The organism is Erwinia psychrophila (assembly GCF_039023475.1).
Lineage (GTDB): Bacteria > Pseudomonadota > Gammaproteobacteria > Enterobacterales > Enterobacteriaceae > Erwinia.
Genome location: NZ_JBCHVB010000001.1, coordinates 1,210,154 through 1,224,664 on the forward strand (window position 1 = coordinate 1,210,154; position 14,511 = coordinate 1,224,664).

15 protein-coding genes are annotated in these 14,511 nt (G+C 55.6%); 14 read left to right on the forward strand and 1 reads right to left on the reverse strand.

Annotated features, from left to right (window positions below; all coding sequences use genetic code 11):
- The first annotated feature begins 171 nt into the window (after positions 1-171).
- The 8 genes from AAH446_RS05630 (at position 172) to AAH446_RS05665 (ending at position 7,835) form a co-directional block, all read left to right on the forward strand.
- Positions 172-1,221, forward strand: a complete 1,050-nt coding sequence (locus AAH446_RS05630; protein ID WP_342905690.1) for a PhoH family protein — start codon at positions 172-174, stop codon at positions 1,219-1,221.
- A complete protein-coding gene (gene ybeY, locus AAH446_RS05635; protein ID WP_342905691.1) occupies positions 1,218-1,691 on the forward strand; it encodes an rRNA maturation RNase YbeY in 474 nt (157 codons plus the stop codon). The genes AAH446_RS05630 and ybeY overlap by 4 nt, the downstream gene beginning before the upstream one ends.
- 91 nt (positions 1,692-1,782) lie before the next feature.
- On the forward strand, positions 1,783-2,661 hold the full coding sequence (corC, locus tag AAH446_RS05640; protein WP_342905692.1) for a CNNM family magnesium/cobalt transport protein CorC: 879 nt from the start codon (positions 1,783-1,785) through the stop codon (positions 2,659-2,661).
- 6 nt (positions 2,662-2,667) lie between these two features.
- Positions 2,668-4,194 carry an apolipoprotein N-acyltransferase gene (gene lnt / locus AAH446_RS05645; RefSeq protein ID WP_342905693.1) on the forward strand — a complete coding sequence of 509 codons (1,527 nt, stop codon included), beginning with the start codon at positions 2,668-2,670 and terminating at the stop codon, positions 4,192-4,194.
- A gap of 405 nt (positions 4,195-4,599) precedes the next feature.
- Positions 4,600-5,496, forward strand: coding sequence for an amino acid ABC transporter substrate-binding protein (locus AAH446_RS05650; protein WP_342905694.1), 897 nt, complete (start codon positions 4,600-4,602; stop codon positions 5,494-5,496).
- A 195-nt stretch (positions 5,497-5,691) separates the two neighbouring features.
- Positions 5,692-6,432: an amino acid ABC transporter permease gene (locus tag AAH446_RS05655; RefSeq protein WP_342905695.1), complete on the forward strand. Its 741-nt coding sequence runs from the start codon at positions 5,692-5,694 to the stop codon at positions 6,430-6,432.
- On the forward strand, positions 6,432-7,109 hold the full coding sequence (gltK, locus tag AAH446_RS05660; RefSeq protein WP_342905696.1) for a glutamate/aspartate ABC transporter permease GltK: 678 nt from the start codon (positions 6,432-6,434) through the stop codon (positions 7,107-7,109). The genes AAH446_RS05655 and gltK overlap by 1 nt, the downstream gene beginning before the upstream one ends.
- Positions 7,110-7,835, forward strand: a complete 726-nt coding sequence (locus AAH446_RS05665; RefSeq protein WP_342905697.1) for an amino acid ABC transporter ATP-binding protein — start codon at positions 7,110-7,112, stop codon at positions 7,833-7,835.
- Between the two features lie 56 nt (positions 7,836-7,891).
- Here the strand turns inward: AAH446_RS05665 and AAH446_RS05670 are convergent, their stop codons facing one another.
- Positions 7,892-8,374, reverse strand: coding sequence for a zinc ribbon-containing protein (locus AAH446_RS05670; RefSeq protein ID WP_342905698.1), 483 nt, complete (start codon positions 8,372-8,374; stop codon positions 7,892-7,894).
- 360 nt (positions 8,375-8,734) lie between these two features.
- On the opposite strand from AAH446_RS05670, the gene leuS reads away from it, so the two are divergent.
- From leuS to rlmH, 6 genes are read left to right on the forward strand one after another with little or no spacing between them, the layout of a single operon-like run.
- Positions 8,735-11,317: a leucine--tRNA ligase gene (leuS, locus tag AAH446_RS05675; RefSeq protein ID WP_342905699.1), complete on the forward strand. Its 2,583-nt coding sequence runs from the start codon at positions 8,735-8,737 to the stop codon at positions 11,315-11,317.
- Between the two features lie 14 nt (positions 11,318-11,331).
- A complete protein-coding gene (gene lptE / locus AAH446_RS05680) occupies positions 11,332-11,928 on the forward strand; it encodes an LPS assembly lipoprotein LptE (RefSeq protein ID WP_342905700.1) in 597 nt (198 codons plus the stop codon).
- Complete coding sequence (gene holA / locus AAH446_RS05685; RefSeq protein WP_342905701.1) at positions 11,925-12,956, forward strand: DNA polymerase III subunit delta; 1,032 nt, start codon at positions 11,925-11,927, stop codon at positions 12,954-12,956. Before lptE ends, holA begins: the two co-directional genes overlap by 4 nt.
- Positions 12,949-13,626 (forward strand): nicotinate-nucleotide adenylyltransferase, encoded by a 678-nt coding sequence (nadD, locus tag AAH446_RS05690; protein WP_342905702.1) that lies wholly within the window; start codon positions 12,949-12,951, stop codon positions 13,624-13,626. Before holA ends, nadD begins: the two co-directional genes overlap by 8 nt.
- 60 nt (positions 13,627-13,686) lie before the next feature.
- Positions 13,687-14,004, forward strand: coding sequence for a ribosome silencing factor (gene rsfS, locus AAH446_RS05695; RefSeq protein WP_342905703.1), 318 nt, complete (start codon positions 13,687-13,689; stop codon positions 14,002-14,004).
- Positions 14,005-14,007: 3 nt separating this feature from the next.
- Positions 14,008-14,478 carry a 23S rRNA (pseudouridine(1915)-N(3))-methyltransferase RlmH gene (gene rlmH, locus AAH446_RS05700; protein ID WP_342905704.1) on the forward strand — a complete coding sequence of 157 codons (471 nt, stop codon included), beginning with the start codon at positions 14,008-14,010 and terminating at the stop codon, positions 14,476-14,478.
- The last annotated feature ends 33 nt before the right edge of the window (positions 14,479-14,511 follow it).

The following is a 14,511-nucleotide window of genomic DNA, read 5'->3' on the forward strand; positions in this document are numbered from 1 at the left end:
TATTCAGTCAGTTACCCTTGCTTTCTTAGAGCAGCGCCCAAATATTTGCTTCAGCGCTTGCGCCTTTTGGCCGCGCCATAAATAATTCCCTTATGGTACCGCCGTTTACTCCTACGGCGCGCCCATGACATGCCATCCTCAACCTGGCCCTGAGCGACCCAAAGGATTAGTTTGAATATTGAAACACGCGAAATAACGCTGGATCCTGCTGATAACGCCCGCCTGCTGAGCCTTTGCGGGCCTTTTGATGACAACATTAAACAGCTGGAACGCCGGCTGGGCATTGAAATCAACCGTCGCGACAACGCTTTCAAGCTTGTCGGCAAAGCGCCGTCCGTCAACGCTGCCGTGACCATCCTGCGCAACCTGTATGTCGATACGGCACCGGTACGTGGTCATATCCCCGATATCGATCCCGAGCAAATCCATCTGGCTATCAAAGAGAGCCGGGCGCTGGAGCAGTCTGACGACAGCGTTCCTGAATACGGTAAAGCGGTCAATATCAAGACCAAACGTGGTGTGATTAAACCCCGTACGCCCAATCAGGCGCAGTATGTGGCTAACATGCTGGATCACGATATCACCTTCGGCGTTGGTCCGGCGGGAACGGGGAAAACCTATCTGGCCGTTGCCGCCGCGGTCGACGCGCTGGAGCGGCAGGAAGTTCGCCGCATTCTGCTCACCCGCCCTGCCGTTGAGGCGGGAGAAAAGCTGGGCTTTTTGCCGGGCGATCTCAGCCAGAAGGTGGATCCTTATCTGAGGCCTCTCTATGACGCCCTGTTCGAAATGCTGGGCTTTGAGCGGGTTGAGAAGCTGATTGAACGCAATGTGATTGAAGTTGCGCCGCTGGCCTATATGCGTGGCCGCACGCTGAATGATGCGTTTATCATCCTGGATGAGAGTCAGAACACCACCATTGAACAGATGAAGATGTTCCTGACCCGCATCGGCTTTAACTCTAAAGCGGTGATCACCGGCGACGTTACCCAGATCGACCTGCCGCGTAATCTGAAATCGGGGCTGCGTCATGCGATTGAAGTGCTGGCGGAAGTTGACGAAATCAGTTTCAACTTCTTTCACAGCGAAGATGTGGTACGCCATCCGGTCGTTGCCCGCGTCGTCATCGCCTATGAAGCCTGGGAGGCTGCCGATCAGAAGCGGCGCGATGCGCTGGCGGAAGAACGCAAGCGTGAAGCCCTGGCCGCGCAGGTGCCGAAATGAGCACCGTGATTCTGGATCTTCAGATCGCCTGCGAACAGCCAGAAGGCCTCCCGGCAGAATCTGATTTTCGCCGCTGGCTGGAAGCGGTTCTGCCACAGTTTCAGGAAGAGAGTGAGGTTACCGTCCGCGTGGTGGACGAGGCGGAAAGCCGCGAGCTGAACCATACCTATCGGGGAAAAGATAAGCCGACCAACGTGCTCTCCTTTCCCTTCGAAGCCCCGCCGGGCATCGAACTTCCGCTGCTGGGCGATCTGATCATTTGTCGTCAGGTCGTTGAGCAGGAAGCGGAAGAGCAGGAAAAACCTTTACTGGCCCACTGGGCCCATATGGTGGTGCATGGGAGCCTGCATTTGCTGGGCTATGACCATATTGAAGATGACGAAGCCGAAGAGATGGAAGGGATCGAGACCGAGATAATGCTTGCTCTTGGTTATGACGACCCGTACATTTCGGAGAAAGCGTTACCCTGACCAGGCTGATGCCTGACATTGCCCCTTTTCCGACCCATCAGTGGAAAGGGGCCTCTCCTAATCTGACTAGAGTGACATAAACAAAAACGCCATGAGCGATGACCATTCACAGAACAATGACAGTCCCAGTAGTAAAAAGGGATTTTTTACCCTCATCCTCAACCAGTTGTTTCACGGTGAGCCTAAAAACCGTGACGACCTGCTGGAACTGATCCGCGACTCCGAGCAGAACGATCTCATCGATCCCGATACCCGTGACATGCTCGAAGGGGTGATGGATATCGCCGAACAGCGCGTTCGCGACATTATGATCCCCCGTTCGCAGATGATTACCCTGAAGCGTAACCAGACGCTGGAAGAGTGTCTGGAAGTGATCATTGAGTCCGCCCACTCCCGCTTCCCGGTGATCAGCGAAGATAAAGACCATGTTGAAGGCATTCTGATGGCCAAAGATCTGCTGCCCTTTATGAGCAGCAGCGCGTCGCCGTTCAGCATGGAAGCCGTGCTGCGCCCGGCGGTCGTGGTGCCAGAAAGCAAGCGTGTCGACCGGATGCTGAAAGAGTTCCGCTCGCAGCGCTATCACATGGCGATTGTCATTGATGAGTTTGGTGGCGTCTCAGGACTGGTCACGATTGAGGACATCCTGGAGCTGATTGTCGGTGAAATTGAAGATGAGTATGACGATGAAGAAGATCGTGATATCCGTCAGCTAAGCCGCCATACCTATACCATCCGCGCCCTGACCCCGATTGAGGACTTCAATGAGGTCTTTGACACTAACTTCAGCGATGAAGAGGTGGATACCATTGGCGGTTTGGTGATGCAGGCGTTCGGTCATCTGCCCGCGCGCGGCGAGAGCATTGAAATTGATGGCTACCAGTTTAAGGTCGCCATGGCTGACAGCCGACGCATTATCCAGGTCCACGTTAAAATTCCGGAAAACTCGCCGCAACCGACTTTGGAAGAATAATTCTCAATGATTGCTTCTTTATATCAGCGCCAGCGGGTCCGCCTGCTTTTAGCGCTGTTGACGGGTGCCGCTGGCACCCTCTCTTTTTCGCCTTATGATTTCTGGCCTGCCGCGCTGGTGGCGCTGTTTGGCCTGTTAGCGCTGACGCTTAACCGCACCACCCGCCAGGCGACCGCTATCGGCTTCGCCTGGGGCTTTGGCCTGTTTGGCAGCGGCATTAACTGGGTGTATGTCAGCATCGCGACATTTGGCGGCATGCCGGGCCCGGTCAATGTCCTGCTGGTCGTCCTGCTGGCGGCTTACCTTTCACTCTACACCATGCTGTTTGCTGCCCTGCTCAACCGGCTGTTTCCAAAGACCTCCCTTCTCCGTCTCGCCGTGGCTGCGCCCATCCTCTGGCAAATCACCGAGTTTTTGCGCGGCTGGATCCTGACCGGCTTCCCGTGGCTGCAGTTTGGCTACAGCCAGATTGACGGGCCGCTGAAGGGCCTTGGCCCGCTGATGGGCGTGGAAGGTATCACTTTTGTGCTAATGGTGACGACCGGCCTGCTGGTCTTTGCCCTGGCTAAACGCCGCTGGATTGCCGCCGTAGCCGCGCTGGCCCTGCTGCTGCTGCCCTGGCCGCTGCGGCTGATAAGCTGGTATCAGGCCATACCTGAACGCGCTGTCGAAGTGGCGATGGTCCAGGGAAATATTCCCCAGTCACTGAAGTGGGATCCTAATCAGCTGATTAACACGCTGAAAACCTACACCTCACTCAGCCGCCCTTACGTCGGTAAAGTCCCGCTGATAATCTGGCCTGAGTCGGCGATCCCCGACCTGGAAAGTAATCAACAGCCGTTCCTGAAGTCTGTCGATCGCGAACTGCGGGCTGAGGGGAGCAGCCTGCTTACCGGCATTGTTGATTCCAGGCTGGAGGATAATCGCTATCACGATTACAACTCCATTATCGTGCTCGGCGGCGAAGCGCCGTATGACTACGCCAGCCCGAACCGCTATCAGAAAAACCACCTGGTACCGTTCGGCGAGTTCGTACCGCTGGAGTCGTTACTGCGTCCGCTTGCACCGTTCTTCGACCTGCCGATGTCCTCTTTCAGCCGCGGCGGCTATATCCAGCCTCAGCTGAAAGTGGCTGGGCTCAACCTGACCGCCGCTATTTGCTATGAAATCGTCCTGGGCCAGCAGGTCAGGGATAATTTCCGCCCCGATACCGATTTTCTGCTGACTATTTCAAACGATGCCTGGTTCGGGCACTCGATCGGTCCATGGCAGCATTTTCAGATGGCGCGGATGCGGGCGCTGGAGCTTGGTCGCCCCCTGCTGCGTGACACCAATAATGGCGTAACGGCCGTCATTAATGCGCAGGGTGATGTGGAAGAGATGATCCCGCAGTTTGTTGCCGGGGTACTGGCAACTCAGGTTACGCCGACCCAGGGATTAACGCCTTATGCCCGTTTCGGCAACTGGTCTGTCTGGATTATCACGCTGCTGTTCGGCCTGACCGCGGCAGTTTTACGCTTCAGGCAGCGCTAGTCATCTCCAACGCTGGCCCTTTCCTGGGGCCAGCGCTTCTTCTCCCCCGCGTTCTCTCACCTGCACTGCGCAATCAGAGCGCTTTCTGGAAACTTTGGCATAACAATTGCTTGATAGGGTGGCAGGCCTGCTGCGTTGCCCGTCATGGCCGCTACGGCATACGCTTATGCACCATAAAGGACCAACACGTGCCCTGTGGCGGAGCATTGCCCCTGAAATGCGCCGCTTTGGTGCGGCGCAGTTCGCAAAAAAGAAACTTTATTGTTTCATTGCGTTAACAATCAGCTATGTTAGGGCTAAGGGTGTGGTTACCCCCAGAGATAAAAAGAAAAGCAGCAGGAAATACACATAACATCATAATCGGCGCAATTTTATTTTTGCGCCCCACCATGAAGGAGTTGGAACATGCAGATGCGCAAAGTGGCGTTATCGCTGCTGCTGTTAAGTGCAGCGGCAGGTGTCGCCCAGGCAGAAGAACTCACCGGCACCCTGAAAAAAATTAACGATAACGGCGTTATCGTTGTGGGTCACCGTGAATCCTCCGTTCCCTTTTCTTATTACGACAATTCGCGAAAAGTTGTCGGCTACTCACAGGCCTATTCCAGTCAGATCGTTGAGGCGATTAAAACCAAGCTGAACAAGCCCAACCTGCAGGTTAAAATGCTGCCAATCACCTCCCAGAACCGTATTCCGCTGCTGCAAAACGGCACCTACGATTTTGAGTGTGGCTCCACGACCAACAACGTTGAGCGTCAGCAACAGGCGGCCTTCTCCAACACTATCTTCGTGATCGGTACCCGCTTGCTGGTGAAGAAAGGCGGCGATATCAAAGATTTTGCCGATCTGAAAGGCAAAACGGTCGTGGTTACCTCCGGCACCACCTCAGAAGTTCTGCTGAATAAGCTGAACGATGAGCAGAAGCTGGGTATGCGCATTATCAGCGCCAAAGATCATGGTGACTCTTTCCGTACGCTGCAGAGCGGACGTGCCGTGGCATTTATGATGGATGACGCACTGCTGGCGGGCGAACGCGCTAAAGCCAAGCAGCCGGACAACTGGGAAATTGTCGGTACGCCGCAGTCGAAAGAAGCTTACGGCTGTATGCTGCGTAAAGATGACGCGTCTTTCAAAACGCTGGTGGATGAAACCATCGCCAAAGCGCAGACCTCAGGCGAAGCGGAAAAATGGTTCGATAAGTGGTTCAAACAGCCTATTCCGCCAAAAGATCTCAATATGAACTTTTCCCTGTCGGACGATATGAAAGCGGTATTTAAAACGCCTAACGATAAGGCTCTGAACTAATAATGAAAATAAGGGCAGCCCTTCGCTGCCCAATGATTGTTGAATAAAGGCCCGGACAGACAACAGCCTGAGAGACGCCCGGTGCGTCGGACCTCAGGCAAAGGCAGGTGATGGTCGTTCCCCAAAACCTGCATCAAGCGGCCTCTCATCAATCTTCAGGGTAGCTTCGCTACCCTTTTTTTAGCGGAGTATTTTATGTCAATTGATTGGAACTGGGGCATCTTCCTGCAAGAGGCGCCGTTCGGTAATACCACCTACCTGGGGTGGCTCTGGTCAGGTTTTCAGGTCACCATCGCCGTCTCCCTCTGCGCGTGGATTATCGCCTTTTTTGTCGGTTCGCTGTTTGGCATTTTGCGTACCGTACCTAACCGGCTGCTCTCCTCAGTCGGCACCTGTTACGTGGAGCTGTTTCGTAACGTTCCGCTGATAGTGCAGTTCTTTATCTGGTATCTGGTGGTGCCAGAACTGCTCCCCGTTGATATCGGGATGTGGTTTAAATCTGAAATCGATCCAAACGTTCAGTTCTTTACCTGTTCGGTGCTCTGCCTCGGCCTCTTTACCGCTGCGCGCGTCTGTGAGCAGGTGCGTGCGGCGATTCAGTCACTGCCCACCGGCCAGAAAAACGCCGGTCTGGCGATGGGGCTGACGCTGCCACAAACTTACCGTTACGTTTTGCTGCCAAACGCCTACCGCGTTATCGTTCCACCGATGACCTCGGAAATGCTGAACCTGGTGAAAAACTCCGCCATTGCCTCCACTATCGGGCTGGTGGACCTGGCGGCACAGGCGGGTAAGCTGCTGGACTATTCCGCGCACGCCTATGAATCTTTTACCGCTATCACCCTGATTTATATTGCTATCAACCTGGTTGTCATGTTCGTGATGAGCCTGGTCGAACGTAAAGTCCGGCTGCCTGGCGGCATGGGAGGCAAGTAATGTACGAATATGACTGGAGCACGATCGCCCCTAACCTGCCTTACCTGGTTAACGGCATGATCCTCACGCTCAAGATAACCCTGACGGCGGTGTTCTTCGGGATTCTCTGGGGCACGCTGCTGGCGGTAATGCGCCTGTCCAGCTTTAAGCCCATCAGCTGGTTTGCCCGGCTGTACGTCAACCTGTTTCGCTCCGTCCCGCTGGTGATGGTGCTGCTCTGGTTCTATCTGATTGTCCCCAGCTTCCTGCAAAAGGTGCTCGGCCTGTCGCCGAAGACGGATATCCGTCTGATTTCTGCAATGGTCGCTTTTTCACTGTTTGAAGCCGCCTACTATTCGGAAATTATCCGCGCGGGCATTATCAGCATCGCCCGTGGGCAGGGTAGCGCTGCGCTGGCGCTGGGCATGACCCAGTGGCAGTCGATGAAGCTGATTATCCTGCCACAGGCTTTCCGCGCCATGGTGCCGCTGCTGCTTACCCAGGGCATTGTTCTGTTCCAGGATACGTCGCTGGTCTACGTGCTCAGCCTGGCGGACTTCTTCCGTACTGCCGACACCATCGGCATCAATAACGGTACCGAAATTGAAATGGTTCTGTTTGCCGGTGCGGTCTACTTTGTTATCAGCCTTAGCGCTTCGCTGTTGGTCAGCTATTTAAAGAAAAAAAGGACAGTTTAAATGATTACCCTGAAAAACGTTTCTAAGTGGTATGGTCACTTTCAGGTGCTGACCGACTGCTCAACCGAAGTGAAAAAAGGCGAAGTTGTGGTGGTTTGTGGGCCGTCGGGTTCGGGGAAATCGACGCTGATCAAAACGGTGAACGGCCTTGAGCCTGTTCAGCAAGGCAGCATTGAGGTAAACGGCATCGCCGTTAACGATAAGCGCACAAACCTGGCGCAGCTGCGTTCGAAAGTCGGCATGGTATTTCAGCACTTTGAGCTGTTCCCGCACCTGAGCATTGTGGAAAATCTGACCATCGCCCAGGTAAAGGTACTGAAGCGTAATAAAGAAGAAGCGCGGCAGAAAGGCTTAAAGCTGCTGGAGCGCGTCGGTCTTTCCGCCCACGCCAACAAACATCCCGGACAGCTTTCGGGCGGCCAGCAGCAGCGCGTGGCTATCGCCCGTGCGCTCTGTATGGATCCTATCGCTATGCTGTTTGACGAGCCTACCTCGGCGCTCGATCCGGAAATGATCAATGAGGTGCTGGACGTCATGGTGGAATTAGCCAATGAAGGCATGACGATGATGGTTGTGACGCATGAGATGGGCTTTGCCCGCAAGGTCGCTAACAGGGTAATTTTTATGGATGAAGGACGCATCGTGGAAGATTCACCGAAAGATGACTTCTTCAACAATCCGCAATCCGATCGCGCTAAAGATTTCCTGGCGAAAATCCTGCATTAATCCCGACGGAACGGGACGCCGCATTACCCTGCGGGCGTCCCGATCGCACTGATTTTTCAGGGTTCAAAAGGCTCCCGCTGAAACTGATCGTGTCCGCACTCAGGACAGCGGGTCAGGCTTTCCGGGGTATAAATAGCGCGGGTAAAGTGACATTTCTCGCAAACCAGATTGCCCAGACCGACCACCTCACCGCTTTGATAAACGCCGTGATGGTTCAGATCCTGAAAGACTTCCCGCCACTCCAGCTGGCTCTTATCCGTGATATCCGCCAGTTCTTTCCAGATGCTTTCACGGATAACGCGCATAAAAACGCTGTCGCTGGTGGTGTCCTGCGTTTCGGTATAGCTGCGGGCGAACTCCTCCAGATCCCGCCTTACCGCACGCGTGACATCATCTATCTGCGTACGGGTAAGCTCGCCTCTGTTATACATACGCTGCCGCGCACTTTCGACCAGCGCATCAATATCGTGCTCTCCCCGATTGATCCTTTCAGTCAGCGCTGAAACCAGCTCCCGGTAGTACTGAGCGACCTTGTTCATTTTTTCTCCTTAACGTTCCAACACGTTACGCTTTAAGTCTAGCGTGAAACCTCATATTGCGTGGAGAAGTGACGCATTCACAGTGAAAACTGCACAGCGTCTTCCAGCTTGCAGAGAAAAGACCGAAGAGGGGGCGGTTACTGTTGTTGCGCTGGATGCTTATCAGCTATGCTATGCGGATCTAAACGCACTCAGAAAATTGCTGACATCCCCTGACATTCAGGAGGCCGCCAGGCGGCGACAGGCTCCCTTACTGAAAGCATACGTTCAAGTAACCTACGCGACGTAAGGTAAGACGCCTGCCCCTGATGCCCGAATGTCGAAGGATTTAGCGCTATTTACAAAGGACCACTGGCTACCATGCAAGAGCAATATCGCCCGGAAGAGATAGAATCCCACGTTCAGCAACACTGGGAAGAGAAGCAAACGTTCAAAGTGACGGAAGAGGAAGGTAAAGAGAAGTATTACTGCCTCTCCATGCTCCCCTATCCTTCTGGCCGCCTACATATGGGCCACGTCCGCAACTACACCATCGGTGATGTGATCTCCCGCTATCAGCGCATGTTAGGTAAAAATGTTCTGCAGCCGATTGGCTGGGATGCGTTTGGCCTGCCGGCAGAAGGCGCAGCCGTCAAAAACAACACGGCTCCTGCCCCCTGGACCTACGATAACATCGCCTATATGAAGAACCAGCTTAAGCTGCTGGGCTTCGGCTACGACTGGAATCGCGAACTGGCGACCTGCCAGCCTGAATATTATCGCTGGGAGCAGTGGTTCTTTACCCGCCTCTATGAAAAAGGGCTGGTTTACAAAAAGACCTCCGCCGTGAACTGGTGCCCGAACGACCAAACCGTTCTGGCCAATGAACAGGTTATCGACGGCTGCTGCTGGCGCTGCGATACCAAAGTCGAACGTAAAGAGATCCCGCAGTGGTTCGTCAAAATTACCGACTACGCCGATGAGCTGTTAAACGATCTCGATACGCTGGAAAGCTGGCCTGAGCAGGTCAAAACCATGCAGCGTAACTGGATTGGCCGCTCTGAAGGGGTGGAGATTGAATTCAGCGTTAAAGAGAGCAGCGAAAAGCTGAGCGTTTATACCACCCGTCCCGATACCTTTATGGGCGTGACTTACCTGGCCGTGGCCGCAGGCCATCCGCTGGCCGCCCAGGCCGCCGCGTCCAATCCGGCGCTGGCTGACTTCATCGCAGAATGCCGCAACACCAAAGTGGCCGAGGCCGAGATGGCCACGATGGAGAAAAAAGGAATGGCTACCGGCCTGTTTGCCGTGCATCCACTGACCGGTGACAGCGTGCCGGTGTGGGTCGCAAATTTCGTGCTGATGGAATACGGCACCGGTGCGGTGATGGCGGTTCCTGGCCACGATCAGCGCGACTGGGAGTTTGCCAGCAAATACGACTTGCCGATCAAGCCTGTCATCCTTAACGGCGACGGCACCGAACCGGATCTCAGCGCCTCTGCAATGACCGAAAAAGGCACGCTGTTTAATTCCGGCGAGTTTGACGGCCTGAGCTATGAAGAGGGCTTTAACGCCATTGCGGACAAGCTGGCCAGCACAGGCGTCGGCACCCGTAAGGTGAACTACCGCCTGCGCGACTGGGGAGTTTCCCGCCAGCGCTACTGGGGCGCGCCTATCCCCATGGTGACACTGGAAGATGGCACCGTAATGCCAACGCCTGAGGATCAGCTGCCGGTGATCCTGCCGGAAGATGTGGTGATGGATGGCATTACCAGCCCGATCAAAGCCGATCCTGAGTGGGCCAAAACTACCGTAAACGGCCAGCCGGCCCTGCGCGAAACCGATACCTTCGACACCTTTATGGAGTCCTCCTGGTACTATGCGCGCTACACCTGCCCGGACTACGATAAAGGCATGCTGGACCCGGCTGCGGCCAACTACTGGCTGCCGGTCGATCAGTATGTGGGCGGTATTGAGCATGCGATCATGCACCTGCTCTATTTCCGCTTCTTCCACAAACTGCTGCGCGATGCCGGGCTGGTCAACTCCGATGAGCCTGCCAAACGTCTGCTGTGTCAGGGGATGGTACTGGCTGACGCCTTCTACTATCACGGCGTAAACGGCGAGCGCAACTGGGTTTCACCGGCTGATGTTACCGTTGAGCGCGACGAGAAAGGCCGTATCCTCAAAGCCACCGACGAAGCGGGTCACGAACTGGTTTACGCCGGTATGAGCAAGATGTCCAAGTCAAAAAACAACGGCATTGACCCACAGGTTATGGTTGAGCGCTACGGCGCGGATACCGTCCGTCTGTTTATGATGTTTGCCTCACCGGCAGAGATGACGCTGGAATGGCAGGAGTCGGGCGTTGAAGGCGCAAACCGCTTCCTGAAACGCGTCTGGCGTCTGGTCTTTGAACATACTGAAAAAGGCGCGACGGCAGCGCTTGATGTGGCCGGTCTGAACGATGAGCAGAAGGCGCTGCGCCGCGATCTGCACAAAACCATCGCCAAGGTGGCCGATGATATTGGCCGTCGCCAGACCTTTAACACCGCTATCGCGGCCATTATGGAGCTGATGAACAAGCTGGCTCGTGCGCCGCAGGAAACGGAGCAGGATCGTGCGCTGATGCAGGAAGCCCTGCTGGCCGTGGTCCGCATGCTTTATCCGTTCACGCCGCACGCCTGCTTCACTCTCTGGCAGGCGCTGGGCGGGTCGGGCGACGTGGACAACGCCATATGGCCGCAGGCTGACGAAGCGGCCATGGTTGAAGACTCTTTGCTGGTGGTCGTGCAGGTTAATGGTAAGGTCCGTGGCAAAATTACCGTTCCGGCCGATGCCACTCAGGAACAGGTTCAGGCGCGTGCCGCGCAGGAGCATCTGGTCGCCAAATATCTTGCTGGCGTTACCATTCGTAAAGTGATTTACGTACCGGGCAAGCTGCTTAACCTGGTCGTGGGCTGATGTCAGGAGGAACTGTGCGACATCCTATTATCTCTCTGGTTGTTGGCCTGGCGGTGTTGATCACCGCCGGTTGCGGCTTTCATCTGCGCGGGACCACCTCGGTCCCGCCCGAGATGAAAACCATGATTGTTGACACGTCCGATCCTTACGGGCCGCTGACGCGTGCGGTACGCGAGCAGCTGCGTCTGAACGATGTGACTATCCTTGACGATCCCGGTGAGCGTACGGATGTTCCGTCACTGCGCCTGCAGGGCGCAACGCTTGGCCGTGATACCGCCTCAATTTTTCAGGACGGTAAAACGGCGGAGTACTCAATGGTCATGACCGTCCGCGCCCAGGTGTTGATCCCGAATAAGGGGATCTATCCTATCCGCGCCACGGTTTATCGTTCCTTCTTCGATAACCCCCTGGCGGCGCTGGCGAAAGACTCAGAGCAAAATATTATCTACAGTGAAATGCGGACGCAGGCCGCAGAACAGCTGGTGCGTAAATTGCTGACCGTACACGCGGCGGAGAAGGACAGCTCAATAGATACGCTGAACGCCACGCCGTCAGCGATGGATCAACCATCTCCCCGTACCGCCATGCCTGACGATACCTATGCCAAATGATCAGGATCTATCCTGAACAGCTGAGCGCGCAGCTTCATGACGGGCTGCGCGCCTGCTATATTCTTACCGGCAATGAACCTCTTCTGCTTCAGGAAGCCCAGGATGCGGTGCGCGCTGCCGCGCAGCAGCAGGGGTTTACTGAACACTTCAGCGTAGCCCTTGATGCCCAAACAGACTGGGACGCGATTTTTTCTACCTGTCAGGCGCTCAGCCTCTTCTCCAGCCGCCAGACGCTGATGCTGATGCTGCCGGAAAACGGCCCCAATGCCGCTATCGGCGAACAGCTGGTCAGGCTCTCCACGCTCCTTCATCCGGATATCCTGCTGCTGCTGCGCGGCGGGAAACTGACCAAAGCCCAGGAGAACAGCGCCTGGTTTAAAGCCCTGAGCGCCCACGGCGTGGTGGTTCCCTGTCAGACGCCGGAACAGGCACAGCTGCCGCGCTGGGTGGCGGCCCGTGGAAAGCACCTCAGGCTGACGCTGGATGACGCGGCGATACAGCTTCTCTGCTACTGTTATGAAGGGAATTTGCTGGCGCTGTCGCAGGCGCTTGAGCGCCTGTCGCTGCTCTGGCCGGATGGCAAACTGACGCTGCCGAGAGTCGAAGAAGCCGTTAATGATGCGGCTCACTTCACGCCATTTCACTGGGTTGATGCCCTGCTGGCCGGCAAAGCTAAACGGGCGCGCCATATTCTGCGTCAGATGAAGGCGGAAGAGAGCGAACCGGTAATTATGCTGAGAACGCTGCAGCGTGAGCTGATGCTGCTGCTGACGCTTCAGCGCCAGATGCAAAATACGCCGCTGCGTACCCTGTTTGACCAGCATCGCGTCTGGCAGAACCGCCGTCCCCTGTTTACCGAGGCGCTGCAACGGCTCCCGGCCCGCCAGGTTGCTCAGGCAGTCAGCCTGCTGACCCGCGTGGAGCTGAAGCTCAAACAGGATTATGGGCAGGATGTCTGGCCGGAACTTGAAACTCTGTCGCTGCTGCTGTGCAGTAAAAATTTTCCGGAGCATTTTTGTGATGTCTGAGAATACGCTGCACGCGCTTTTTGGCGGCACGTTTGACCCCATTCATTATGGTCATCTGAAGCCGGTAGAGATCCTTGCTGAACAGGTCGGGCTGAAAAAAGTCACCCTGCTGCCAAACAATGTCCCGCCGCACCGGCCACAGCCAGAAGCGTCGCCCGCTCAGCGTATTGAGATGGTGAGGCGGGCGATAGCGGGTAACTCGCTTTTCGATCTTGATTTGCGGGAAATGGATCGGCAAACGCCCTCTTACACTATTGAGACGCTGGCCGCGCTCCGGGAAGCCCGCGGACAGGCGCAGCCTCTGGCTTTTATCATCGGGTATGACTCTCTGCTCTCTCTGCCCAAATGGCATCGCTGGCAGGATCTGTTGTCATTTGCGCACCTGCTGGTCAGTAAACGTCCCGGCTACGATCGCGAGATGGCCAGTCCACTATTACAAGAGTGGCTGCATCAGCATCAGGTGCATACGCCTCAGGCACTGCATGAGAGCGCCGCCGGTAAAGTATTTCTGGCAGAGACGCCTCTGCTTCCCATTTCCGCAACGGAGATCCGCCAGCGTCTGCATTGCGGTGCAGCCTGCGACACGCTTCTTCCCGCCGCCGTTCTGGCCTTTATCAATGATGAGGGTTTATATCGAAAGCCCAAACCTCATGGTATACTTCGCCGCTAAATTTTCCGGAACGCTTCGGAAAAATCGTATGCCACACTCACACACCCGAGGGGGAACCTTTTGCAAGGTAAAGCACTCCAAGACTTCGTCATCGATAAGATCGACGATTTGAAAGGCCAGGATATTGTTGCTGTCAACGTGCAGGGCAAGTCCAGCATCACCGACTGCATGATTATCTGCACCGGTAATTCCACGCGCCATGTTGCGTCCATTGCCGATCACGTGATGCAGGAAAGCCGCGCTGCCGGCCTCAAGCCGTTAGGCATTGAGGGTAAAGTGACCTCAGACTGGGTCGTGGTCGATCTCGGTGACGTCATTGTGCACGTAATGCAGGAAGAGAGCCGCCGTCTGTACGAACTCGAAAAGCTCTGGAGCTAAAAAGTGAAGCTCCAGCTGGTCGCCGTGGGAACCAAAATGCCGGATTGGGTACAAACCGGATTTATGGAGTACCTGCGCCGCTTCCCGAAAGATATGCCTTTTGAGCTGACGGAAGTGCCGGCGGGCAAACGGGGCAAAAACGCGGATATCAAGCGCATCCTTGAAAAAGAGGGAGAGCTGATGCTGGGAGCCGTAGGTAAAGGGAACCGCATCGTCACGCTGGATATCCCCGGTCACCCGTGGGAAACCCCGCAGCTGGCTACCCAGCTTGAACGCTGGAAGCAGGATGGCCGCGACGTCAGCCTGCTGATTGGCGGCCCGGAAGGGCTTTCACCCGCCTGCAAGGCGGCAGCGGAACAAAGCTGGTCACTCTCTGCACTCACCCTGCCCCATCCGCTGGTTCGCGTGTTGGTTGCAGAGAGCCTGTATCGTGCATGGAGCATTACTGCGAATCACCCCTATCATCGCGAGTAAGCGACAGGGTTAACCGGACAGACTTAAGCAGCG

Excerpts from the sequence above, each read along its gene's own strand:
- lnt (WP_342905693.1), top strand. The coding sequence starts at position 2,668 with ATGATTGCTTCTTTATATCAGCGCCAGCGGGTCCGCCTGCTTTTAGCG.
- leuS (WP_342905699.1), top strand. The coding sequence starts at position 8,735 with ATGCAAGAGCAATATCGCCCGGAAGAGATAGAATCCCACGTTCAGCAA.
- gltK (WP_342905696.1), top strand. The coding sequence starts at position 6,432 with ATGTACGAATATGACTGGAGCACGATCGCCCCTAACCTGCCTTACCTG.
- ybeY (WP_342905691.1), top strand. The coding sequence starts at position 1,218 with ATGAGCACCGTGATTCTGGATCTTCAGATCGCCTGCGAACAGCCAGAA.
- holA (WP_342905701.1), top strand. The coding sequence starts at position 11,925 with ATGATCAGGATCTATCCTGAACAGCTGAGCGCGCAGCTTCATGACGGG.
- AAH446_RS05670 (WP_342905698.1), bottom strand. The coding sequence starts at position 8,374 with ATGAACAAGGTCGCTCAGTACTACCGGGAGCTGGTTTCAGCGCTGACT.
- AAH446_RS05650 (WP_342905694.1), top strand. The coding sequence starts at position 4,600 with ATGCAGATGCGCAAAGTGGCGTTATCGCTGCTGCTGTTAAGTGCAGCG.
- AAH446_RS05665 (WP_342905697.1), top strand. The coding sequence starts at position 7,110 with ATGATTACCCTGAAAAACGTTTCTAAGTGGTATGGTCACTTTCAGGTG.
- AAH446_RS05655 (WP_342905695.1), top strand. The coding sequence starts at position 5,692 with ATGTCAATTGATTGGAACTGGGGCATCTTCCTGCAAGAGGCGCCGTTC.
- corC (WP_342905692.1), top strand. The coding sequence starts at position 1,783 with ATGAGCGATGACCATTCACAGAACAATGACAGTCCCAGTAGTAAAAAG.
- nadD (WP_342905702.1), top strand. The coding sequence starts at position 12,949 with ATGTCTGAGAATACGCTGCACGCGCTTTTTGGCGGCACGTTTGACCCC.